General features: G+C 70.7%; 22 protein-coding genes, 1 tRNA gene and 1 pseudogene. 13 read left to right on the top strand and 11 right to left on the bottom strand.

The features are described from left to right. Nucleotides 1-18: 18 nt before the first annotated feature. Nucleotides 19-2,880, top strand: coding sequence for a hybrid sensor histidine kinase/response regulator (locus LUTJ29_RS16835; protein WP_232221180.1), 2,862 nt, complete (start codon nucleotides 19-21; stop codon nucleotides 2,878-2,880). Between the two features lie 36 nt (nucleotides 2,881-2,916). Here LUTJ29_RS16835 and bfr read toward each other — a convergent pair whose 3' ends face one another. The 3 genes and pseudogenes from bfr to LUTJ29_RS0108585 form a co-directional block, all read right to left on the bottom strand. Further along, nucleotides 2,917-3,387 (bottom strand): bacterioferritin, encoded by a 471-nt coding sequence (bfr, locus tag LUTJ29_RS0108595; protein WP_027072163.1) that lies wholly within the window; start codon nucleotides 3,385-3,387, stop codon nucleotides 2,917-2,919. A gap of 121 nt (nucleotides 3,388-3,508) precedes the next feature. After that, nucleotides 3,509-3,718: a (2Fe-2S)-binding protein gene (locus LUTJ29_RS0108590; RefSeq protein ID WP_027072162.1), complete on the bottom strand. Its 210-nt coding sequence runs from the start codon at nucleotides 3,716-3,718 to the stop codon at nucleotides 3,509-3,511. Between the two features lie 245 nt (nucleotides 3,719-3,963). Next, nucleotides 3,964-4,461, bottom strand: a pseudogene (locus tag LUTJ29_RS0108585) (RNA pyrophosphohydrolase); the annotation flags it as partial. A gap of 149 nt (nucleotides 4,462-4,610) precedes the next feature. Between LUTJ29_RS0108585 and LUTJ29_RS0108580 the strand changes: the two are divergent. Further along, nucleotides 4,611-4,687, top strand: a tRNA-Met gene (locus LUTJ29_RS0108580). 87 nt (nucleotides 4,688-4,774) lie between these two features. Here LUTJ29_RS0108580 and LUTJ29_RS16830 read toward each other — a convergent pair. Beyond that, a complete protein-coding gene (locus LUTJ29_RS16830) occupies nucleotides 4,775-6,040 on the bottom strand; it encodes a ferredoxin reductase family protein (protein WP_051322855.1) in 1,266 nt (421 codons plus the stop codon). Nucleotides 6,041-6,224: 184 nt separating this feature from the next. Here LUTJ29_RS16830 and LUTJ29_RS0108570 point away from each other — a divergent pair, with 184 nt between their 5' ends. Both LUTJ29_RS0108570 and LUTJ29_RS0108565 read left to right on the top strand, forming a co-directional pair. Next, nucleotides 6,225-6,827: a DUF998 domain-containing protein gene (locus LUTJ29_RS0108570; protein WP_027072160.1), complete on the top strand. Its 603-nt coding sequence runs from the start codon at nucleotides 6,225-6,227 to the stop codon at nucleotides 6,825-6,827. A 281-nt stretch (nucleotides 6,828-7,108) separates the two neighbouring features. Further along, on the top strand, nucleotides 7,109-9,379 hold the full coding sequence (locus tag LUTJ29_RS0108565) for a hypothetical protein (RefSeq protein ID WP_027072159.1): 2,271 nt from the start codon (nucleotides 7,109-7,111) through the stop codon (nucleotides 9,377-9,379). 54 nt (nucleotides 9,380-9,433) lie between these two features. On the opposite strand, the gene LUTJ29_RS0108560 is transcribed toward LUTJ29_RS0108565, so the two are convergent. Further along, a complete protein-coding gene (locus LUTJ29_RS0108560; protein WP_027072158.1) occupies nucleotides 9,434-9,832 on the bottom strand; it encodes a hypothetical protein in 399 nt (132 codons plus the stop codon). A gap of 190 nt (nucleotides 9,833-10,022) precedes the next feature. Between LUTJ29_RS0108560 and LUTJ29_RS16825 the strand changes: the two genes are divergently transcribed. Both LUTJ29_RS16825 and LUTJ29_RS16820 read left to right on the top strand, forming a co-directional pair. Further along, nucleotides 10,023-10,235, top strand: a complete 213-nt coding sequence (locus LUTJ29_RS16825; protein WP_043740890.1) for a hypothetical protein — start codon at nucleotides 10,023-10,025, stop codon at nucleotides 10,233-10,235. 33 nt (nucleotides 10,236-10,268) lie between these two features. After that, nucleotides 10,269-11,054 carry a hypothetical protein gene (locus tag LUTJ29_RS16820; RefSeq protein ID WP_051322854.1) on the top strand — a complete coding sequence of 262 codons (786 nt, stop codon included), beginning with the start codon at nucleotides 10,269-10,271 and terminating at the stop codon, nucleotides 11,052-11,054. Between the two features lie 93 nt (nucleotides 11,055-11,147). Here the strand turns inward: LUTJ29_RS16820 and LUTJ29_RS0108545 are convergent, their stop codons facing one another. Next, nucleotides 11,148-11,819, bottom strand: coding sequence for an SDR family oxidoreductase (locus LUTJ29_RS0108545; protein ID WP_027072157.1), 672 nt, complete (start codon nucleotides 11,817-11,819; stop codon nucleotides 11,148-11,150). A gap of 96 nt (nucleotides 11,820-11,915) precedes the next feature. Beyond that, a complete protein-coding gene (lldD, locus tag LUTJ29_RS0108540) occupies nucleotides 11,916-13,067 on the bottom strand; it encodes an FMN-dependent L-lactate dehydrogenase LldD (RefSeq protein ID WP_027072156.1) in 1,152 nt (383 codons plus the stop codon). Between the two features lie 314 nt (nucleotides 13,068-13,381). On the opposite strand from lldD, the gene LUTJ29_RS0108535 reads away from it, so the two are divergent. From LUTJ29_RS0108535 to LUTJ29_RS18080, 3 genes are read left to right on the top strand one after another with little or no spacing between them, the layout of a single operon-like run. Further along, entirely contained in the window at nucleotides 13,382-14,215 is an 834-nt protein-coding gene (locus tag LUTJ29_RS0108535) for a DUF2167 domain-containing protein (RefSeq protein WP_198012661.1), read from the top strand. Continuing rightward, nucleotides 14,215-14,934: a hypothetical protein gene (locus LUTJ29_RS0108530; RefSeq protein WP_156911553.1), complete on the top strand. Its 720-nt coding sequence runs from the start codon at nucleotides 14,215-14,217 to the stop codon at nucleotides 14,932-14,934. Before LUTJ29_RS0108535 ends, LUTJ29_RS0108530 begins: the two co-directional genes overlap by 1 nt. After that, nucleotides 14,931-15,281 (top strand): J domain-containing protein, encoded by a 351-nt coding sequence (locus LUTJ29_RS18080; RefSeq protein ID WP_144774324.1) that lies wholly within the window; start codon nucleotides 14,931-14,933, stop codon nucleotides 15,279-15,281. The genes LUTJ29_RS0108530 and LUTJ29_RS18080 overlap by 4 nt, the downstream gene beginning before the upstream one ends. Before the next feature lie 51 nt (nucleotides 15,282-15,332). On the opposite strand, the gene LUTJ29_RS0108520 is transcribed toward LUTJ29_RS18080, so the two are convergent. From LUTJ29_RS0108520 to LUTJ29_RS0108505, 4 genes are all read right to left on the bottom strand, one after another. Then, nucleotides 15,333-15,803, bottom strand: a complete 471-nt coding sequence (locus LUTJ29_RS0108520) for a hypothetical protein (protein WP_027072153.1) — start codon at nucleotides 15,801-15,803, stop codon at nucleotides 15,333-15,335. 322 nt (nucleotides 15,804-16,125) lie between these two features. Then, a complete protein-coding gene (locus LUTJ29_RS0108515) occupies nucleotides 16,126-16,695 on the bottom strand; it encodes a hypothetical protein (protein WP_027072152.1) in 570 nt (189 codons plus the stop codon). Nucleotides 16,696-16,977: 282 nt separating this feature from the next. Next, nucleotides 16,978-17,436: a nuclear transport factor 2 family protein gene (locus LUTJ29_RS0108510; protein WP_144774323.1), complete on the bottom strand. Its 459-nt coding sequence runs from the start codon at nucleotides 17,434-17,436 to the stop codon at nucleotides 16,978-16,980. A gap of 74 nt (nucleotides 17,437-17,510) precedes the next feature. Continuing rightward, nucleotides 17,511-18,530, bottom strand: a complete 1,020-nt coding sequence (locus LUTJ29_RS0108505) for an NAD(P)-dependent alcohol dehydrogenase (RefSeq protein WP_027072150.1) — start codon at nucleotides 18,528-18,530, stop codon at nucleotides 17,511-17,513. 162 nt (nucleotides 18,531-18,692) lie between these two features. Between LUTJ29_RS0108505 and LUTJ29_RS18810 the strand changes: the two genes are divergently transcribed. The 4 genes from LUTJ29_RS18810 (at nucleotide 18,693) to LUTJ29_RS18640 (ending at nucleotide 21,976) form a co-directional block, all read left to right on the top strand. Beyond that, nucleotides 18,693-19,652, top strand: a complete 960-nt coding sequence (locus tag LUTJ29_RS18810; protein ID WP_051322851.1) for an HNH endonuclease — start codon at nucleotides 18,693-18,695, stop codon at nucleotides 19,650-19,652. 54 nt (nucleotides 19,653-19,706) lie between these two features. Beyond that, nucleotides 19,707-20,465: a hypothetical protein gene (locus tag LUTJ29_RS0108490; protein ID WP_027072149.1), complete on the top strand. Its 759-nt coding sequence runs from the start codon at nucleotides 19,707-19,709 to the stop codon at nucleotides 20,463-20,465. Nucleotides 20,466-21,008: 543 nt separating this feature from the next. Then, complete coding sequence (locus tag LUTJ29_RS16800) at nucleotides 21,009-21,464, top strand: type II toxin-antitoxin system antitoxin SocA domain-containing protein (RefSeq protein WP_186441954.1); 456 nt, start codon at nucleotides 21,009-21,011, stop codon at nucleotides 21,462-21,464. Beyond that, nucleotides 21,461-21,976: a hypothetical protein gene (locus tag LUTJ29_RS18640; RefSeq protein WP_144774321.1), complete on the top strand. Its 516-nt coding sequence runs from the start codon at nucleotides 21,461-21,463 to the stop codon at nucleotides 21,974-21,976. The genes LUTJ29_RS16800 and LUTJ29_RS18640 overlap by 4 nt, the downstream gene beginning before the upstream one ends. Nucleotides 21,977-22,129: the final 153 nt, after the last annotated feature.

Below are 22,129 nucleotides of genomic sequence, written 5' to 3'. Positions count from 1 at the left end.
GGACGCACGCTGATGGGGATGATCAGCACCAGACAGCCATCCAGCGCGATGCTGCGATGGTTCACCCTCGGTGCCGCCGGCGGCGCCGTGGTGACCATGGCGCTGCATGCGCTGGGCATGGACGGCCCGTGGCTCGNCATCGCCCTGGTGATGGCGCTGCTGGCGGCCTTCGCCGCGCTCGCGGTCTTCTACAACATCCGGGTCCGCGAACGGGAACTGGCCGAGGCGCAGGAGCGCGCGCTGCGCGACGAGCAGCTGCTGGGCGAGCTGCAGCGCGAGCTCGAGCGCCACGCCCAGCTCGAGCAGGAGCTGCGCCTGGCCAAGCAGGCGGCGGAGTCGGCGGTGATGGCCAAGGGCGAGTTCCTGGCCACGATGAGCCACGAGATCCGCACCCCGCTCAACGGCATCGTGCCGATGCTCGACCTGCTGATGCACGCCAGGCTGGCGCCGGACCACGCCGAGCTGGTGCGCACCGCCTACATGTCGTCGCAGCAGATGCTGCGGATCGTCGACGACATCCTCGACTATTCCAAGCTCGAGGCCGACAAGCTCGAGCTCGAGACCACCGCGTTCAACCTGCGCGAGCTGCTCGAGGGCGTGATGCAGCTGATGGAGCGCCCCGCGCAGAGCAAGGGCCTGCGCCTGCACATGCAGATCGACCCGGGCGTGCGCCTGCCGGTGCGCGGCGACCCGGTGCGCCTGCGCCAGGTGCTGGGCAACCTGGTCAGCAACGCGGTCAAGTTCACCGAGCGCGGCTCGGTCACGGTGTCGCTGCGCAAGTTCGGCGAGACGCCCTCCCAGCACCAGCTGCGCTTCGAGGTCCGCGACACCGGCATCGGCATCTCCCAGGCCGCGCAGTCGCGCCTGTTCCAGGCCTTCAGCCAGGCCGACGCCTCGACCACGCGCCTGTACGGCGGCACCGGCCTGGGGCTGGCGATCTCCAAGCGCATCGTCGACCTGATGGGCGGACGCATCGGGGTCGAGTCCGAACCGGGCCACGGCGCGACCTTCTGGTTCGAGATCCCGCTGCTCAAGGTCCAGGGCGACATGCAGGTCGAGGACCGCACCGTGCAGCAGGGCGGGCGCCTGCTGCTGCTCAGCGCCGACCCGCGCCTGCGCCTGCGCCTGAGCATGCTGCTGCCCAACTGGGGCCTGCGCGTGACCTCGGTGGAGACCACCCAGGAAGCGCTCGACCGCCTGCGCAACGCCGCCAACCAGGGGCCGCCGTGGGCCTATTCGATCGTGCTCGCCGACCTGGCCGGGATGCGCAACACCGCGCTCGCGCTGTACCGCAACATCGGCCGCCAGAGCGTGTACGGCGACCTGCGCCTGGTGTGCCTCTACGGGGATGATCCGGTGCCAGACGAGCTCCAGCGCAGCGTGACCCTGCTCAGCCGCCAGGCGCCCGATCCCGACCTGCGCGCAGCCCTGTTCGAATCCTCCGGCGACGCGTCCGGCGACGAACCGGCGGCCGGCGACGAGGCGCCCGCCGAGGCCGCGCCGGCCGCCGCACCCGCGCCGCAGCCGGAAGGCTTCAGCGCGCGCAAGCCGCGGGTGCTGCTGGTCGAGGACAACCCGGTCAACCTGATGGTGGGCCAGCGCCTGCTCGGCGTGCTCGGCATCACCTGCGACACCGCCAGCAACGGCGAGGCCGCGCTGCTGCGCATGTCGGCCTCGCGCTACGACATCGTGCTGATGGACTGCCAGATGCCGGTGATGGACGGCTACACGGCCACCCAGCGCTGGCGCGAGACCGAGGCGGCCAACGGCGACGGGCGCCGCCTGCCGATCATCGCCATGACCGCCAACGCCATGGCCGGCGACCGCCAGAAGTGCCTGGACGCGGGCATGGACGACTACCTGCCCAAGCCGGTCACCCGCAGCGAACTCGAACGCTGCCTGCACCGCTGGTGGGATCCGGACCAGATCCCGGTGCCACCGGAGTTCGCCGACCTGGCCGGACGGCCGGCCGGTGCGGACGCCATCGACGCGCCGACCTCGACCTCGCTCGACCCGCAGCTGCTGGGCCTGCCGACCGCGGAGGCCAGAAGCGATGCGCCGGACCGCGACGCAGCCCCCGCCGCGGCCACTGCGGCAGCCGTCGCGCCGGCGCCACCACCCACCCCCGCCATGCCACCCGATACCGCGGCGCCCGACGCCGCCCCGCCCGCACCCGCTGTCGCCCGACCCACGCCGGCGCCACGGCCCGCCCGCACCGGCACGGCCCAGCCCGCGGGCGCCGACGGCCGGATCGAGCCGGTGGTGCCGGCGTCGTGGGCCGGCGCGCCGAAGCCGGCGCCGGCCCCGGCCGCGCCTGCCGCCCCCGCGCCGCGCCCGGCCATCCTGCCGGCCACGCCCGCCCGGGCGCCTGGCGGGTCCCCATCCAATGCGCCCGCCGCGCCCGTGCGCGCGGCCGCGCCACCGGTTCCCCCGACACCACCACCACCGGCGTCCCCGCCCCCGGCGCCTGCTTCCGGAGCCGCCACCATGCAGCCTGCCGCACCATCGGAGCCGCCCAGGCGTCCGCTGGCCCCGGTGCTCGACGCCAGCGTCCTCGACGACCTGGAATCGATGCTGGGGGAAGAAGTGGACCGCCTCGTCGATGTCTTCCTCGAAGACAGCCCGCGCCTGATCCGGGCGCTCGAACGCGCCGCCGCCGGTCCCGACTACGACGCCCTGCGCGACGCCGCGCACTCGCTCAAGTCGTCGAGCGCCAACCTCGGGGCGCTGTCGCTGTCGGCGGCGGCCAAGCGCGTGGAGCTGGCCGCGCGCGAGCGTTCGCTCGAACGCCCGGCGGTGGCGGTGGCGCTGATCTCCAACGAGTTCGCCCGCGCCCGCCAGCAGCTGCTGGCCCGCCGCGACGCGCGCGCGCGCGGATGAGCCGGGGCGCGCCCGCGTGCGCGGGCGCGTCGCGGCTCAGTCGTCGAGCTTGCTCTGCAGGTAGTTCTGCACGCCGATGCGTTCGACCAGGTCGAGCTGGGTCTCCAGCCAGTCCACGTGCTCTTCCTCGTTCTCGAGGATGTCGGCGAAGAGCTTGCGGCTGACGTAGTCGCCGACCGATTCGCAGTGCGCGATCGCCTCGCGCAACGGCGGGATGCCTTCGAGCTCCAGGGCCAGGTCGCAACGCAGGATCTCGACCGGGTCCTCGCCGATCTTCAGCTTGCCCAGGGCCTGGAAGTTGGGCAGTCCCTCGAGGAACAGGATGCGCTCGGACAGCATGTCCGCGTGCTTCATCTCGTCGATCGATTCCTCGTATTCGTGCTTGGCCAGCTCCTCCAGGCCCCAGTTCTTCAGCATCTTGGCGTGCAGGAAGTACTGGTTGATCGCGGTCAGCTCGTTGTAGAGCGCCTTGTTGAGATAGCGGATGACCTCGGCGTCGCCCTTCATGGCCTGGCTCCGTGCGTGGAACGGGGACGCACCACTCTAGCGCCACGCCCGTGGACATGGCGGAACACGAATCGGGTGCATTTGTATCCGCGCCCGGGGAGGCCCGGAACGGGACGCAGGATCAGGCGGCGCGCTGGAGGACCGGAAGCGCGACCACGCCGGCGGCGGCCGGCCGGTAGGCCTCGAGCAGGGCGCCGGCGGTCTCCATGCAGGTGCCGCAGCAGGCACCGACGCCGGTGCGCATGGTCAGTTCGGACAACGACCCGCAGCCTGCCTCGGCGGCAGCACGGATGTCGTGGTCGGTGATCCCGTTGCAGATGCAGACGTACAAGGGGCGGGTCCGGTCTCGGTGCGGGCGGCTATTGCGCCACAACATGAGAATGAGTGTCAACAAGACCTTTTGTCCCATTCGGCCGGTCGGGCCGTGCGGGACGGGTCGGGCTTGTGGATCAACGACTTGCGGCGTTCAGCCGGTTCAGGCGTTCACTCGGCCTGGTCGCGGGCAGGCGACGGGCGCCGCCCGCTCCCGCCCCGGCGTCGGCGCCGGTGGCCGCGCTCGAGCAGTTCGGCGCTGGCCGCCGGGATCGCCTGCGGACCGGCGATCTGGCGCGCGAACGGCGCCAGGTGCCGCAGCGCACTGGCGTAGACGCCACGCTTGAACGTCACCACGTGGTTCACCGGATACCAGAAGTCCACCCAGCGCCAGTGGTCGAACTCCGGCTTGGGGGTGAGGTCGAGGCGCAGGTCGCTTTCCTGGCCGGTGAACTGGAGCAGGTACCAGACCTGCTTCTGGCCGATGCACACCACCTTGTCGTTGCGGCGGATGGCGTTGCGCGGCAGCCGGTAGCGCAGCCAGCCCGGGGTCACGCCGAGCACGGCCACGTGTTCGGGCAGCAGGCCGGTTTCCTCGCGCAGCTCGCGGTACATCGCCTCGAGCGGCGTCTCGTCGCTGTTCATCCCGCCCTGCGGGAACTGCCAGCCGTCGCGGCGCACCCGTCGCGCCCAGAACACGCGTCCGTCCGGATGCATCAGCACGATGCCCACGTTGGGGCGGTATCCGTCCGGATCGATCACGATGCGGACTCCAGAAATGCACTGCGTCCGACTCTGCCACGGCCGCGCGCAAAGTGCCAACCCGGTCGCGCGCGCCGCGGCCGGCGTTGACGCGAGGGGGGCTCGTGCCGACAATAGCCGGCTCGCCGCCATGCGCGCGCGACCGACCTGGCTATGTAGCTCAGCCGGTTAGAGCACAGCACTCATAATGCTGGGGTCGGTGGTTCGAGTCCACCCATAGCCACCAGATTCCTCGCGGAATCAGGATCTTGCCAGGATCCCCGCAAGAACCCGCCGGAAGGCGGGTTCCCGCTGTCCGGGCCCGGCGACGCGCTCAACGGAACTCGAACAGTTCGTGCTGGAGCCGGTTCTCCGGCACGCCCGACTCGCGCATCACGGCGCGCACCGCGCCCAGCAGCCCCCTCGGCCCGCAGAACCGGACCCGGACCCCCGCCGGACCCGCGTTCGCCACCAGCTGCGCGAACCGGTGGCGGAAACGGGTGTCGCCCGGTCCGCCCGCCACCTCGACCAGTTCGACGCCGCGGCTGCGCGCCAGCCCGGGCAGGTCGACGCCCGCCGGGAGTTCGCGGCCGGGGGTGAAGAAGTGGAAGAAGGTCACCCGCTCGAGCCCACGCGCGTCGGGATCCTGGAGCCAGGCGAGGAAGGGCGTCACCCCGACCCCGCCGGCGATCCAGATGTCCGTCCCGTCCTCCGGTGCGCGCGTGAAGCGGCCGAACGGCGCGTACACCCGGGCCACCAGGCCGGGGCGCGCCTCGGCGACCAGCCGTGCGGTGTAGTCGCCCGAGGCGCGCACCATGAACGCGATGCTGCCGTCGGACTGCTGGGCGCTGGCGATGGTGAACGGATGCGGCTCGCGCAGTCCCTCGTGCTCGAACGACAGGAACGCGAACTGGCCGGGCCGGAACGGGAGCGGCCGCCGCTCCGGCGCGAGCCGCAGGTACACGGCGGTCCCGCTCGAGGCCACGGCGAGCAGCCGGTACGTGGCATGCCGCGACAGCGCCGGGTACAGCAACAGCTTCCAGGCCGCAGCCACCACCGCCAGGCCTGACAGCCCCGCCAGCCAGCCGCCGGCCGGGCTGGCCAGCGCCACCGGCGACTTGATGCTGAGCCAGTGCGCGACCACCACCAGGAACAGCGGCCCGGACAGCTTGTGCCACCAGCGCCAGGTGCGGTACGGGATCTTCCGGTCGAGCGCCAGCAGCACGATCACCATCAGCGCCACGAATGCCGCCTGGCGCACGAACCGCGTCGCCGGCCCGGGCAGCTGCACGATGGGCGCGACCTCCCAGCCCGGTGCGCCCGCCTTGAACAGCAGGTGCACCGAAGCGAAGACCAGGGCCCACACGCCCAGCCACTTGTGGGTCTCGTACACGCGGTCGAGCCCGCCGAACAGCGACTCGACCGGCTTCCAGCGCGCGCCCAGCACCGCGGCCAGCGCCATCAGCGACACCGCGACCATGCCCGAGCCCAGACTGAGCAGCGCGGTGGTCGGCCAGCCGTCCGCAGGCACCGTCGAGGCGGCGAGCACGAATCCCGCGAGGGCCACGGGCACGATCAGGGACAGCGGACCAAGTCGCACGACGCCTCCACCGGGCGGGACGGACGCGCGCATCCTCGTCCCGCGCCTGCCGGCGCCGCCATGATCCGGATCAACGCCGCGGGTGCGACGCCGGCGGCGGAGCCGCTAGTCTGGCCGCCCCGCCACGCCGCTGGTCCGACCGACGCCCATGCCCGTTCCGCCGCCCCCGACGCCCTGGTCCCGCTTGACACTGGCGGGGATCGGCCTCTTCCTCGCCACGGCCGTGGGCCTGCACCTGCTGCGCCCCGACCTCGACCCGGTCCGGCACCCGCTGAGCTTCTACCTGGTCGGCCCCTGGGGCGGCGTGCTGCAGGCGGCCTACGTCGCCCTGGCCCTGTCGATGCTGGCGCTGGCCTGGGGCGTGTACCGCGCGCTGCCGGCGACGGCGCGCAGCGCGGCGCCGCTGCTGGCGTTCTGCCTCGCCGGCGCGTCGCTGTGCGTGACCGCGTTCGCGCACACCGACCCGCCCGGCGGCGAGCGCACGCTGGAGGGGCTGGTCCACGGCATCAGCGCCCAGGGCGCGTTCCTGTTCGCCACGACCGGACTGGTCCTGCAGGCCCTGCGGCTGCGCCTGGACCCACGCTGGCGGGCGGCCGCGCGCTGGCTGCTGCCCTGGGCCCTGGCCTGCTTCGCGGCGGTGTGGGTGCTGGCCGCGTGGCGGGACCTGCCGCGTGGCCTCGCCCAGAAGACGGTGGTCGCGATGATCGTCGCCTGGCTGGGCAGCGTGGCATGGCTGGCGCCTGCGCAATCGCGCGCGCGCAACGCCGCAACGCGACGAGAACATTAAGACCGCGTGATGACGCGGATGCGATCGTCCACAGACCAAACCAGCGGTTTTTCGCGCATTGCAAGCGGTTTTTTGTGGACCGCATCACTGTCCGACGGATGAACCGGGCACCAAAACGGGCGATTCAGCTTGCAGTTACCTCGGCGCGATCAAGAATCCTCGCCGGGGGATCCAAGGAAAAAAGACGTCCAGGACGCCGACTCTCGGGTGGCGGGGCCAGCCCTGTCCCGTGGCCGGACTCCTGTCCCTGTTCCGACACCATCCCCCGGTAGCCCCTGTCCATGACCCCAGTTCCCGCTTCCCCTGCCCGGAATGGATTCCGGTCGGGCCTTGCTTTCATCGCCGCCCTGCTCCTGTCCGCATGCGGCGCCCAGCTGCCGGCCTCCCAGGCCGAGCTGGAAAAGGCCGCCGGGGAGGCGTCCGACGCCATCCCCGCCGCCCAGGCTCCCCGCGCCACCGCCGCCGCCACGACCAAGGCGGTGACCGTGCAGAACCCGATCCTGTTCGTGACCCAGGTGCCGCTCGCCGGCGACCCCTTCTCCAGCCGCATCTCGACCTTCGCCAACCACCTCCCGGAAGTCGACCTGGCTCCGCGCGGCGGCGACCTGATGATCCGCTACCCCGACGGCACCCTGCGCAACCTGACCAGGGAGGCGGGCTACGGGATGGACGGCCAGCAGACCGCGAATGCCATCGCCGTGCGTGAACCGACGGTGCACTGGAGCGGGACCAAGGCGGTCTTCAGCATGGTGGTCGGCGCGCCGACCTCGGTGTACGGCACCGACAACTCCAAGTGGCAGCTGTACGAGGTGACCGGCCTGGGCAAGGGCGAGACCGCGCGCATTACCAAGGTCCCGCACCAGCCGACCGGCTACAACAATCTCTCGCCGCTGTACGCGAGCGACGACCGGATCCTGTTCACCTCCGACCGCCCGCGCAACGGCCAGTCGCACCTGTATCCGCAGCTGGACGAGTACGAGAGCACGCCGACCACCACCGGTATCTACAGCCTCGATCCGGCCACCGGCGAGCTGCGCGTGCTCAATCATTCGCCCAGCGGCGTGTTCTCGCCGATCATCGACAGCTACGGCCGCGTGATCTTCACCCGCTGGGACCACCTGCAGCGCGACCAGCAGAACTACTCCAAGTTCGAGCCGGTGACCTACGCGAGCGAGACTGCCAATGCGTCGCGGGCGTCCGACAATACCGAAACCTTCCCTGAGCCGCGCGAACGCTCGAACACGAACGCCTACGGCCAGGTCAACGGCTTCACCTACAACCTGTTCACGCCCTGGCAGATGAACCAGGACGGCACCGACGAGCTGACCCTCAACCACATCGGCCGCCACGAACTGTCGTTCAATTACCTGCAGCGCTCGTTCGCCGGCGACCGCGCCCTGGCGGATACCGTCAACACCTCGCTGATCGCGAACCGCACCGAAATCAACATCGACTCGGGGCTGTTCCACGTGCGCGAGGATCCGCGCAATCCGGGCATCTACTACGCCGTCCACGCGCGCGAGTTCGGCGAAGGCACCTCGGGCCGGATCGTGCGGATCACCGGTGCGCCGAACCTGACCGCGGACAAGATGACCATCACCGTGGTCTCCGCCGGCAGCGGCCGCTTCCGCAACCCGCTGCCGCTGTCCTCCGGCCAGTTCGTCGCGGCCTACACGCCGAGTTCGCAGTTCCAGCGAGGCATCGAGCTGCGCCTGCACCAGCTCGATACGGACAGCAGCGGCCGCTTCGTCGCCGGGGATCCGCTGACCCCGGGCATCCGCAAGTCGGTCCGCTGGTGGAACGGCAGCGGCAGCACGCAGTCGTACGACGGCCTGCTCTGGGAACTCGACCCCGTGGAAGTGGTTGCGCGCCAGCGCCCGCCAGCGCCCACGGCACAGCTTGCCGCCCCCGAACGCGCGGTGCTGGGCGAGGAGCAGGTCAACGAGGCCGCCCTGCGCGAATGGATGAAGGCGCGCAACCTGGCGCTGGTGGTGGTGCGCAACCAGACCAGCCGCGACCGGACCGACCGCCAGCAGCCGTTCAACCTGCAGGTCCCGGGCGGCGTGAAGACCACCAACGGCACCGGCCAGCTGTATTCGATCTCGCACTTCCAGATCTTCCAGGGCAACCAGGTCCGGGCCTACAACGCGCACAAGCGCGGCCGCCGGGTGCTGGCGCAGCCGATGGCGGTGGACGCGAACCCGGCCAATCCGGGCGGGCCGAGGGGCAGCGTGGTGATCGCGCGCGACGGGTCCTCGGCCGCGTTCGTGCCGGCCAGCCAGGCGCTGACCTGGCAGACCACCGACCCCGGCGGCGAGGCGGTCGTGCGCGAGCGCGTGTGGGTGACGATGCAGCCGGGCGAGATCCGCACCTGCACCGGCTGCCACGGCGAGAACTCGGCCAACCAGGCCGGCAACGCGCCTTCGCAGAACAAGCCCGAGGCGCTGCGCGAGCTGCTGCGCCACTGGAAGCAGGGCGGGGGCGGCGACGGCGGCGGGAGCTCGGTGGCACGGCGTCGCAACGGGTCGAACCCGCTGTCGCCCGGCAAGTAACCGCGCGGCGCGGCGCGGCGCGCGACGCCGCGCCCCGCCACACCGCAGCGCGATTCAGGGCGCCGGCGACTCCGTCCCGGCGCCCTCGCCGTAACTGAGCCACAGGCTCGCGCTCTTGCGGTCGGAGAACACCTGCGCCTGCAGGCCCGAATCGATCGCCTGCAGCACGCAGTACTCGACGGTATCGAGCCCGTGCGGCCTGACGTGGGCGATGCGCAGCGCGCCCAGCCGCGGCCCGACTTCCCCCACCAGCCGCCGCCACTGGTCGGCGTCCAGCCCCTGCCCGACCAGTTCGTCGATCAGCAGCAGTTCGCGCGCCGGCTGCCGCTCCAGCGCATCGGCGATCGCGCGCCAGTACGCCAGGGTATTGGCAAACGTGCTGCGTCCGGTGACGTGCGCGCACAGACGTCCACCCGCCTCGCGGCGCAGCCTGGTGTGGACTTCGCCATCCATTCCCTGCTCCCCCCTTCTCCTGCATGGGCGCCGCACGGATTCCGGCGGGCCGGGCGCTGGCCCGGGGTGCCCATGACTGCCGCGATGCTAGCCCAATTGTCCGATCCCGACCGTGCGCCGTTGCACGGTCACGCCCGTATCACCGCGCCGTCGCCATGCTGCCGGCCGGATCCCGCCACAGGAGAACGCGATGTCGATCCTCAAGCTGCTCGCCATCGGTGCCGTGGGCGTCGTGGCCTGGCGCGCCTGGCAACACCACCAGGCCGGCCGCCTGCGCCCGCTCGAGGACGACGGCGGCCGCACCGCGCCGCACGGCGATCCGATCCTCGCCGGCGAACGCATCGACGTCTCGGCGCCGCCGCGCGCCGCCGCGCATTCCAGCCGCGGCTTCGGCGAGGCCTGAGCCACACGTCCAGCCACGCCTGCGGTCATTGCCATGCGCCTGCTCGTCCTGCCCGCCGCCATCGCCATGCCGCTCGTGGCATGGCTGTCGAACGCGGGGGCGTTCGGGCCCGACAACGGCACCGTGTCCGCCCGCCATCCGACGCTGCTGGTCGCGGCCGGTTACGCGTTCTCGATCTGGGGCCTGGTGTTCCTGCTCGACCTGGCCTACGCCGCCTGGCAGGCGACGGGCTGGCGCAGGCGCGACGCCACCCTCGGCCGCGTCGCGCCCTGGGCGGCGGCCGGCTTCCTCCTTACCACGGCGTGGATGCCGCTGTTCTCGCAGGGGTGGTTCTGGCTCTGCCTGGCGGTGATCTTCGGCGCGACGGCGTGCCTGGCGCGCTGTGCGCTGCTGCTGTCACGCGAACGCCTGGCCGGCGGGCGTCCGCTGGGCTGGGCCTGGGCGCCGCTGTCGCTGCACGCGGGCTGGCTCACGCTGGCGGCGTTCCTCAACCTCGCCCAGGTGATCGTGGCCTACGAACTGCTGCCGGCCGACCGCCAGCTGCCGTGGTCGGCGGGCCTGTGGGCCGCGGCGGCGACCGTGCTGCTGGGGCTCAACCATCGCATGCGCGGCAACCTGGCCTTCGTCGCCGCGGTCCTGTGGGGCCTGGTCGCGGTCTGCGTGCGGCAGTCCGGGCATGCACTTGCGGGCGCGGACGTCTCGGCCTGGATCGCCGCGGCGCTGGCCGTCGCGATCGCGCTGCAGACGGTCATGCTGCGACGGGACAGCCGCAACCGGCGCACGCTGGGGTCGCGCCCGCTGTCGTCCATCGGGCCGTAGGCGGACCGTGGCGCGGTGCGCCCCCGCGCCTTGGCCGTCGACGCGGCCCCCCCTGCCTCGCCGCGGCGCCAGGCGTCCTCGGCAGGGCCTCGCCTACCAGGGCAAGGGCGTGCCGTTGGCGTGCCAGAACGTGCCGGTGTCGGCCAGAGTCAGGCGGTCCATGCGCTCGATGAGGTTGGCGGCGGCCTCGTCGGGACCGATGTCGCCATGGCCGCCCAGCATGTCGGTGGCCACGCGACCGGGATGCAGCAGGAACACGGCGATGCCGCGCGGGGCGAGGTCGACGGCGAGCGACTTGCCGATCGCGTTCACCGCGGCCTTCGAGGCGCGGTAGCCGTAGTACGCGCCCGAGCCGTTGTCGGCGATCGAGCCCATGCGGCTGGTGACGATGCCGATCCTGGCGCCGTCGGCCAGGCGGTCCTGCAGCGCCGCGGCCACGCGCAGCGGGCCGAGGGTGTTGACCTCGAACTGGCGCTGGATGCGCGCGAACGCGTCGGCATCGAGCGCGTCCAGGGTCTCGTTGGTGAAGATGCCCGCGTTGAGCATGAGGCCGTCGATGCGCACGTCGCCGATCCGGCCCGGCAGCGACGCCACCGCCCCGGCGTCCGACACGTCCACGCCATCGACCACGGTGGCCCCGGTGGCGGCGAGCACGGTGCCGGCCTTGCGGCACACGCCGATGACCGTATCGCCCCGGGCGGCGAGCTGCTTCGTCAGCGACAGTCCGATGCCGCGGTTGGCGCCGGTCACGAGCCAGGTGGCCATGGGTGTCCTCCAGGATGCGACGGGGGCCTTCATTCTAGGCCGCGCGGCACGCCGGGGTGGCCGCGCGGACGGCACGCGCCATTCCGCGCGGCGACGCTAGCGCGCCGCCGGACCGGGCTCGGCCAGGATCCCGCGGTCGACCCCGGCGATCGAACGCGTGCCGGTCAGCGTCATCGCGACGCGCAGTTCCCGGTCGATCAGTTCCAGCACGTGCTCCACGCCCCTGCGGCCCGCCGCCGCCAGCGCGTAGACGTAGGCGCGGCCGAGCAGGACTGCGTCCGCACCCAGGGCGAGCATCCGAAGCACGTCCATCCCGGTGCGGACGCCGGAGTCGGCGAGGATCGCGATCTCGCCCTTCACCGCGTCGGCGATCGCCGGCAGCGCGCGCGCGGTCGACACGGTGCCATCGAGCTGGCGGCCACCGTGGTTGGACACCACGATCCCGTCCGCCCCGAACTTCACCGCGTCGCGCGCATCCCCGGGCTCGAGGATGCCCTTGACCACCATCGGGCCGTCCCAGAATTCGCGGATCCATTCCAGGTCGCGCCAGGCGATGGACGGGTCGAAATTGGCGGCGAGCCAGCCGATGTAGTCCTCCAGCCCGGTCGGCTTGCCGAGGTAGCGCGAGACGTTGCCGAGGTCGTGCGGGCGGCCCAGCAGGCCCACGTCCCAGGCCCAGCGCGGATGCGCCACGGCCTGCGCGTAGCGGCGCCACGCCGCCCACGGCCCGCTCATGCCCGAGTGCGCGTCGCGGTAACGCGAGCCCGGCACCGGCATGTCGACGGTGAAGACCAGGGTGGTGCAGCCTGCCGCTTTCGCCCGTTCGAGGGCATTGCGCATGAATCCCCTGTCGCGCAGCACGTAGAGCTGGAACCAGATCGGGCGGTCCACCGCGGGGGCGACCTCCTCGATCGCGCACACCGACACCGTGGACAGCGTGTACGCAATGCCCCGGGCCGCGGCCGCCTGCGCGGCCTGCACCTCGCCGCGGCGCGCGTACATGCCGGTCAGCCCCACCGGGCCGAGCGCCACCGGCATCGACAGCCGCTCGCCGAACAGCCGGGTGGACAGGTCGAGCCCCGACATGTCGCGCAGCACCCGCTGGCGCAGCGCCACCGCGGCCAAGTCGGCGACGTTGCGCGCCAGCGTGTCCTCTGCCCCGGCGCCGCCGTCGATGTAGTGGAACAGGAATGGAGGCAGGCGCCGCCGGGCGGCGGCGCGGTAGTCGGTGGGCGCCGAGACGATCATGCGGCGGCCCCGTGCGACCGGGTGGGAACGGCTCCTGGCGTCATCCTCGCTCCTCCTCGTTGACCGGCGGAACCATGCCGCGCGTCGCCACGCACGGCGTGCCCCAATCCTACTCCCGCGCGCGCGTCGGCCGGGTCGCGATGGCAGGCCGCCTGGGCGGCGGGGCCGCCTGCGCTGCTATGATCGGGCCGCGCTCCGGATGGATCCGGCCCGGACGCGAGCGCCGCCAGGGGGACACCGGCGGCCATCGGGGAGCCGGCTCGCCAACCTCCAGGGACTCCATCCTCATGAAGCGCCTCATGCTTGCGGCCTGCATGGCCGTTGCCGCGTGCCTGCTGCCCATGGCCAACGCCTTGGCCCAGGAAGACCGCAATCCCGTCGCCGAGCTGCCGTGGCAGCACGGGCCCACGACCGGGAAGATCGGAACGCATGCCACGATCCGGGTCCCGGAGGGCTATTCGTTCCTCGACGCGGCCGCCACGCGCCGGTTCAACGAACTGCTCGAGAACCCTCCGACCAGCTATGACGAGTACGTCATCGCGCCCGAAAACCTCGACTGGATCGCGTTCTTCAACTTCAACGAGATCGGCTACGTCAAGGACGACGAATCCATCGACGCCGACGACGTGCTCGACAGCGTCCGCGAAGGCCTCAAGCATGGGAACAGGGAACGCTCCAGCCGCGGCTGGGACACGCTGCGGCTGGTCGGCTGGTCGGCCGAGCCGCGCTACGACCAGGAGCTGCGCGCGCTCGCCTGGGCGATTCTGCTCGAGAGCGAGAACTCCGGCGCGCAGGTCGTGAACTACAACACGCGCCTGCTCGGCCGGCGCGGCGTGATGGAAGTGACCGTCGCCGCCGATCCGGAATCGCTGCAGGGCGCGATCGCGGACTTCAAGGGCCTGGTGCCGGGCTACTCGTACGTGGCCGGAGAAGGCTACGGCGACTTCCGCCCGGGCGACCACGTGGCCGAAATCGGCCTGGCCGCCCTGATCACCGGTGGCGCGGTGGCGGTGGCGTCGAAGAAGGGCTGGCTGGCCGCCATCGGCGTGGCGATCGCCAAGTTCTGGAAGCTGCTGCTGGTGGGCCTGGCCGGCATCGCCGTCGCGATCCGCAAGCTGTTCGGCGGCAAGGGCAAGGCCGCAGAGTGATGGCGGCGTCCGCCGAGATCCTGCTCGTACTTGCGCTCGTGGCGCTGTACCTGCAGGACTCGGCCGTTTTGCTGCACTTCGACGAGGTCCTGGTGGAGCGCGCCGGCCGTGGCTGGCGCGTCTCGACCGGTTCCGGTTTCGAGGCCCGGGGACGGTTCCTGTCCCTGCCCAACCCGCTTCTGCCGATGCGCACCCGGCTGCGCGCGAGCTGGCTGCATCCGTCCGGTGCCCAGGTGGATACGCCGGCGGACCTGGTGCGCTTCGGCCGACTGCTCTTGCCGGTCCGTTTCGGCGCCACCGTGGTGGGCATCGTGCTGCTGGGCGTGGTGCCGTGGCTGCTGCTGGGTCCGCGCGATCCGGTGCTGCTGCTGGCGGCTCTGTGCGGCACCTGGCTGCTGGTGCTGGCGATGGCCGGATGGATCGCGCTGCAGCGCGCGGCGCTCGGCCTGCCCTTGCGGAAGGTGCTGGCGCTCGCGCTCGAGGGCCTGCTCTGTCCCCCGCACGCGATCAACCTCTACCGGCGCCTGTGCGCGCTGCGCGGCTTCCGCGGCGATCCGCTCGCGTTCGCCGCGGCGCACCTGGACGACGCCGCGCGCCGGCGCCTGCGCGCGGAGGTTGCATCGCGCCTGGACCTGTTCGCCCTGGCCGACGATGCAAGCGGCGGACGCAGCGCGCGCCTGGCCGAGGCGCGCGCCCGCGCCGGAGATCTGTTGCGATGATGCTGGAAGTGCTGGTGGCCGTGAGCGGGGTCGCCGTCGGCTACTGGCTGGTCAGCGTGTTCCTGTCCCGGTCCGACGCAGGAGACGACGACGCGGGGCGCAATGGCTCGGCCGATCCCGACGCCTCGGTCACCGTCGACATCGGCACCCGCCACTGGTCGGAGGTGCTCGGCGTCGCCATCGACGCGGACCGCCAGCAGATCACCGCGGCCTGGCGGCGGCGGATCGCCGAGTACCACCCGGACCGCGTCGCGACCATGGCCGCGGAGATCCGCGCACTCGCCGGCCAGCGGACGGCCGAGATCAACGCAGCATACGAGCAGGCGCTGCGCGAACGCGGCGACTGAGCGGGCCGGGTCCAGGACGTTGCCGCGCGGCGTACGCAATGGCGCCGCGCCTCAGGTTGCCGGCGGCTCCGGCACCTCCACGGTGACGGTCACGCGGCGCCGGACATGGTCGTCGATGCCGTTGCCCGGCAGCGGCTGCTCCGACCAGTGCACGTCGAGCAGGTCGGGCGGCACGCCCAGTTCGACCAGGATGCGCCGGATCCGCATGGCGCGCCGCTCGGCGATGCCGGCCGGCTCGACCAGGTCCTCGCCGTTGCTCAGCCGCGACACGCCGCGGGTGGCCTCGACCCGCACCCGCGACGGCTTCGCCAGTTCGATGTAGCGCACCGCGTCCTCGACCTTGCGCGTGTTGCGGCGGACGAGGAACTCGCTGTCGAACTGGAACCCGATGTCGAACTCGCGCGTGTCGTAGGGGGCTCCGGATTGACGCGCGGCGCCGGCGGATGCGGCCGCACGGCCGGACCCGGCCCGCGCTCGTACGCCGGCGGCGAGAAGCCTTCGGCCGGCAGGATCGTCTGGCACGACAGGTCGATCTCCGGCATCACCGACACCTGCACCTCCGCGAGCGGGATGCCGCCGCAGACGCGCCCTCCGTCCGCGACCCGCGCCTCGATGAGCGCCTTGTGCTTGAACTGGGGCGAATAGAAGCTCGACGCGCTGTCGCCCTGCAGTCCGAGGAAGTACAGCTCGCCCTCGTGCTCCACCAGCCAGCACGGCAACCCGGTGTCGCGGATCACCGGGCAGGCGACGAAGCTCAGGTGCCGGCCGGGCTCCGGCGGCGCGCCGGCGGCCGGGATGGACGAACACGCCAGGGCCAGGAGGATCCACCACGCGCGCCTTGCCATCACAGCGTACTCATGAAGTTGACCAGGTCCTGCTTCTCCTGCGCGCTCAGCTGCATTTCGAAGCGGCGATCGTAGAACTCGACGACTTCCATCAGGTCGGCCGCCACGCCGTTGGCGAAGTACGGCGCGCGCTCGGCGAGGCCGCGCATCTGCTGGAAGTTGACCGCGCCCACGTCCACGCACTTGCCGGTGACCAGCGCCCGGCCCGGGTCGGTGGTGAGGATGGTGTGGCCGAGGTAGGGATGCGGGCGCGCGGTGGGCGCGCAGGTCACCTTGAACAGCGGCAGGTCTTCGGTCTTCTCCGCGTATGGCAGGGTGTTGGTGCCGAGGTCCATCCATCCGGGCGCACCATCGATGCCGACGTGCTGCATGTTGTGGCACGTGGCGCAGGTGCGCTTGATCGGATTGCCCATGCCGATGATCGTGTTCAGGTGGGTCACGTCCCGGATGTAGAACGGCCGCATCATGAAGATCTCCTCGCCGCGCGCGACCGACTCGCGGAACGCGCGCTCCGCGGGCGTGGCGCCCTCGCCGGCCGAGGTCTTCCAGGCATCGAAGTACGGGAACACGCGGCGCTCGATGAAATCGCCGAGCAGCGGCCCGGATCGAAGTACTCGCGCTCGATGACGTCGGCCACGCGGCCGGCCACCTCGCGCGGCTCGACCGCGGACACCGGCGACAGGCACAGGGCGAAGAGGAGGAACAGGCAGGCGCGATGCATGGCGGCCACCTCGGCAAGGGTCTCCATGGAGGGATGCCGGAGGAGGCCAGAGGGTCGCAGTCGAGGCGGCCCGGTCGCGCGAGTGGACTGCCGTCGGCGTGCATCCGCCGGACCGGTCCGGCGCGACGGGCTACCCGTCGTTCGGCTCCAGCGGGCTGCCCTTGTCGAAGACCACCTTCCACACGCCGGGCGCTTCCTGGCGCCAGATGGAGTTGAAGCGGCCGATCGCCTTGCCCTGCGGGTCGCGGACCAGGCCCGTGCTCAGGGCCAGCGTGCCCGACGGCAGCACTTCCACCTGGTCGGGCTCCCACGAGAACGGGGGCGCGTCGCCTTCGAAGAAGCGGGCCCAGCCGGCGATCACCTCCTCCTTCCCGCGCAGCGTCTGGCCCTCGACGAACGTGGCCTCGTCGGACAGATGGCTGGCGAAGCCGTCGAGGTCGCGTTCGGCCATCGTCCTGGCGAACGCGCGTTCGGCGGCGAACACCTGCGCCTGCAGGTCGGGGTCCGGCCCGGCGGCGCAGGCCGGGGACAGGACAACGGCCAGCGCCAGCAGCACGGGATGCCAGGGGCTGGATTGGCGGATGCTCATGCGCTTGCTCCCCATCGGGAATGGCCTCGTCGCGTGCAATGGAGGCGTCCGGCATGGCCGGACGCCTGCCGCGTTCAGAAGTCAGCGTCCAGCACGATCCGGTAGCGCGCCTTGCCGGCGCGCAGGTGGTCGAGCGCCTCGTTGACCCGGCTCATCGGGAAGTGCTCGGTCTGCGGCGCCACGCCATGGCGGGCGGCGAAGCCGAGCATGCTGTCGATCGCGCCGCGCGAGCCGGTGGGCGAACCGGACAGCGACTTCTGCCCGCCGATCAGCCCGAACGCCGGCACCGCGATCGGCTCCAGCGGCACGCCCACCACGTGCAGGCGGCCCTTCGGCGCCAGCGCGTTGAGCAGGCCGGGCCAGTCCAGCGACACGTTGACCGTGTCGATGATCAGGTCGAAGGCCCCGGTGAGCTGCTTGAGCGCCGCGGCGTCGCCGGTGGTCACCACGCGGTGCGCGCCGAACGCACGCGCTTCCTCCTCCTTCGAGGCGCTGGTGGTGAACGCGGTGACCTCGCAGCCCCAGGCCCGGCAGAACTTCAGCGCCATGTGGCCCAGGCCGCCGATCCCGATCACGCCAACCCGCGCGGTCGGCGAGATCCCCAGCTCGCGCAGCGGCGCGAACACGGTGATGCCGCCGCACAGGAGCGGTCCGGACTCGGCCGCGTCCAGCCCGTCGGGCAGGGGCGCCACCCACACCCAGTGCGCGCGTACCTTCTCGGCGAAACCGCCATGGCGTCCGCCGATGGTCGCCTGCACCTCGCGGCACAGGTGCTGGTCGCCGGCCAGGCAGGCGTCGCAGTGCAGGCAGCTGCGCGCGTTCCAGCCCAGGCCCACGCGCTGCCCCAGCGCCACGCCCCTGGCGTTCGGTCCCAGCGCGGTCACCCGCCCCACCACCTCGTGGCCGGGCACGAACGGGTAGGCGGTGAAGCCCCATTCGTTGTCCAGCATCGACAGGTCGGAGTGGCACAGCCCGCAGTGCTCGACGGTGATCTCCACCTCCTCGTCGCCCAGCGGGCCGGGGTCGTACTCGAACGGTTCCAGCGGGGCGCCGGCCTTCGGCGCCGCCCAGGCGCGGTAGGGGGTCGTGGTCATGGTGGGTACCTCCTGCAACGTAGGCCGACAAGATACTCCGCCGCGGGGCCGCGCAGCTCCAGCGGGGGCTCGCCCCACTCCCCATATCCCACGGCGCCTGCCGTGCCGAAGCGCCCCACGGCAGGGCTTCCCTTCGCCTGGCCGCCGGCTATCCTGGAGCGCATGCCGCGGCTCCAGCTGCCCACGGACCTGCCCTTTGAAGTCGGCGCCCTCTACCACCGCCGGCAGCAGATCCATGGGCTCCTGGGCGGGCAGCAGCAGGGTGGCATCTCCACCCCGGGCAACGCGCCGTTCGTCATCCTCTTCACCGGCGAGGCCGGCTCCCAGCACAGCTACTGGGACCACTGGGAGATCGAGGACGGGCAGAACGTCTTCCACTACTACGGCGAGGGCCAGTCCGGCGACATGCAGGACACGCGCGGCAACCGCGCGATCCGGGAACACCTGCGGCACGGCCGCAGGCTGCTCATGTTCCAGAGCCTGGGCAAGGGCCAGCCGTACCGGTTCTGGGGCGAGTTCCGCTGCATCGGCACCTACGAGCACCACGGTGTCCCCGACACCTCGGGTGCGTTGCGCAAGGCCATCGTCTTCAGGCTCAAACCGGTCGAGGACGACTTCGACCCGTTCCAGAACAAGGTTGCGGACAGCATCGCCCCGGCGATCGACCTGTCCGCGACGGTCTCCCAGCAGGTCCAGGAGATCCGCGTCAAGCAATCGCTGTTCAAGCGCAGGCTGCTCCTGGTCGAGAAGCAGTGCCGGCTCACCGGCGTCGCCGACCTGCGCTTCCTGCGCGCCAGCCACATCAAGCCCTGGTCGAAGTGCGTCAGTGGCGACGAGCGCGTGGACGGGGCAAACGGACTGCTGCTGACGCCGCATGCCGACCTGCTGTTCGACCGCGGGTGGATCACGTTCGAGGACAACGGCACGCTGGTGCGCTCATCGCACCTGCCGTCCGAAGTCGCCGAGAGAATCGGCCTCGACCTGACCAGTGGCCGGCGCTGCGGCGCCTTCGACCAGAAGCAGAAGACCTATCTCGAGTACCACCGGAATGCGGTGTTCGAGACGGCGTTCAAGAAGTTCGATGACCCGTTCTCAGAGCTAGTCACGCCAGCGGGCTATTGAGTGCTAATGCGAGGGAAATGAACCTGACCCCATTCTCCTCAGGGGCAAGAGGCCATGTTCCGGGCCGGCTACTTCGCGATCTCCCGCGTGCAGGCAATGGTGGACGTGACCACCTGGATTGCCGCGGAAAAGGTCGGGCTCGAGCGGTTCGGCGGCGACCTGGCCAAGGCCCGCGCGTTCGCCGATGACATCGTGTCCCGGACGCAGGGCTCTGGCGAGTTCGTCGACAAGACCGCCATCCAGCGCGGCACGCTGTCGGAAGGGATCCGCCAGACCGAGTACATCCGCGGCACCACCATGCTGATGGGCTACCTGCTAACCAAGCAGAACGCGATGGTGGGGATCACCCGGCGCACGGACTTCCGCAAGCCCAAGGAGGCGCTGCTGTGGTTCGCCAACATGCTGAACCTGTACGTCTGGGAGGGCATGGCGGCGATGCTGATCCGCGGCGGCTGGCCGTCGAACGAGGACGACGACGGGTCCACGGTGGACGAGTGGATCGCGGCCGCGGCCACGGAGGCGGCGGGCACGCTGTTCGGCGCCATCCCCGGTGTCTCGATGGGCGTCTCTGAGCTGCGCGGCTACGACGCCAAGGGCGTGGTCGCCGACGCCTGGGAGAGCGTGGGGCGCGCCCTGCAGCAGATCCGGCAGGGCGAGCTGGACACGGCGTTCTTCAAGGCGCACATCTCGCTCGCCGGCTTCGCCCTCGGGGTGCCGTCCAGCCAGATCAACAAGACCTTGGACGCCATCGCGGCCGCCGACGACGGCAAGGACGTGAGCCCGATAGAGTACCTGACCGGGCCGCAGGACTGAGGCGTAGCCCCGGCGACTGGCCGGGGCGAGCCGTGCGCTCCGTTCGCTCGGAGGAAGGCGGGAGGGTTAGCGATGGCACCGGACAAGCAGGCACCGCAGGCGGACGAGCCGCGCCAGCAAGACGAGCCCACCTAGCCCTCGGGAGATCGCCCATGCCGTGGACGGTGAAGCGCCTGGGCCGTCTCGACGCGCACGCCGATCTGTCGCCGCCGGGACGATAGTGGCGGCGCGGATCCGCAATAGGCGGCCAGAGGATCGCTGACCTACCGCCGTACCTAAGATGTGATCAGGGTCCGTGATTATTAACAAGCCGTTCAGATACCTTACTGCCCATTACGCACACTCCTTGTAGGCCGTTCAGGGTGGCCGCACGTTCTCCTCATCCATGCAACTTATCCACAAGTTGTTCTGCTAAGATGCCAACTGAGAGTTGGCTAGATGTATCGCGATAGAGCGATAAAGGAGGGCCAGATGTACTCGCCGTCCACCGTTGCCAATTACTTCCTTCGCAGGGCTAATGCTGAGGGGCGTGCGCTGACGCCCATGCAGCTGCTGAAGCTCGTCTACATCGCGCATGGTTGGCACTTGGGTTACTTCGGGCAACCGCTCATTAATGAGACGGTTCAGGCTTGGAAGTACGGGCCGGTCATCAAGTCTTTGTACGACAACCTTCGCAAGTACGGGGGAGGCCCGGTCACGAGCCTAGTCGCCACTGGTCCGTTCGCGTGGCAGCGCGATATGGATCTATCGGGTGATAGCCAACGGCTAGTGGATGCCGTTTGGGAAAACTATTCTTCGTTTAGTGGCATTCAGCTGTCGCAGATGACTCACCAGGTGGGCACGCCATGGGACATTGTATGGCGCGTGCGCGGCGGGTCTCGTCAGTACTTTGCCGAGATCGATGACGGACTAATCGAGGCTCATTACAAGGGCAAGATCAGCACGAACGCTTCTGCCACCGAGAAACCAGCCACAGAAGAGCAGGCTTCAATTGCGTGACTGAGGAGACGGCAAGCCCGGCCGACGACGAACCGCGCAAGGAGTTTGCGGAGATGGCCGTCTCCGCACAGGAGGCGGCCTCGGCTCCCGTTAATTCTTCACTGGGAACGGAAATTCCACCAAGCATTGCTGATCGCTATGCGACCGAGCTGCATTCGAACATGCAGGCTCATCGCATTATGCGATGGGTAGCCTTTGGCGGAATCGGCTTCATTTCGCTTATCTTTGTCCTGTGCCTGCTGGTGGTAATGAGCAGGATTCTCCACTGGGAGGCGGAGTCGGTTCCGCGCATCTTGCGTGATGCGAAAGATTGGCACGCGTGGGCGTTTGTAGGCGCCTGCCTCGTGATCTTCGCTGCCATCCCTCTATCGTTGATGATGGCTCTGATCAGAATGATCAGCGTCGATCAGGAGGATCCGGGCGCCGCAGAGATCCGCACCCCTGCAACGGAACTTGGCAAAGTGCTCATCGAACTGTTCAAGGCGATAACCGCCAAGCTCTCCCCACCCTAACTCGTCCGACCGCCTGTTGGAGGGCTCTTCCCTCGACAGTAGCCAGCAGCGCCCCCATCCCTAGGGGCGTCGGCGCGGCCGGATGGCCCTACAGGTCCGGGGAAAGTGTGCAGCCCCAGGGGAGGATGGCTGCGGACGATCCGTGTCCCGTCC

It is taken from the genome of Luteimonas sp. J29, from assembly GCF_000472505.1.
Taxonomy (GTDB): domain Bacteria; phylum Pseudomonadota; class Gammaproteobacteria; order Xanthomonadales; family Xanthomonadaceae; genus Luteimonas.
The sequence above is the reverse complement of the archived record's forward strand: the minus strand, read 5'-3'. Positions and strand labels throughout refer to the sequence as shown.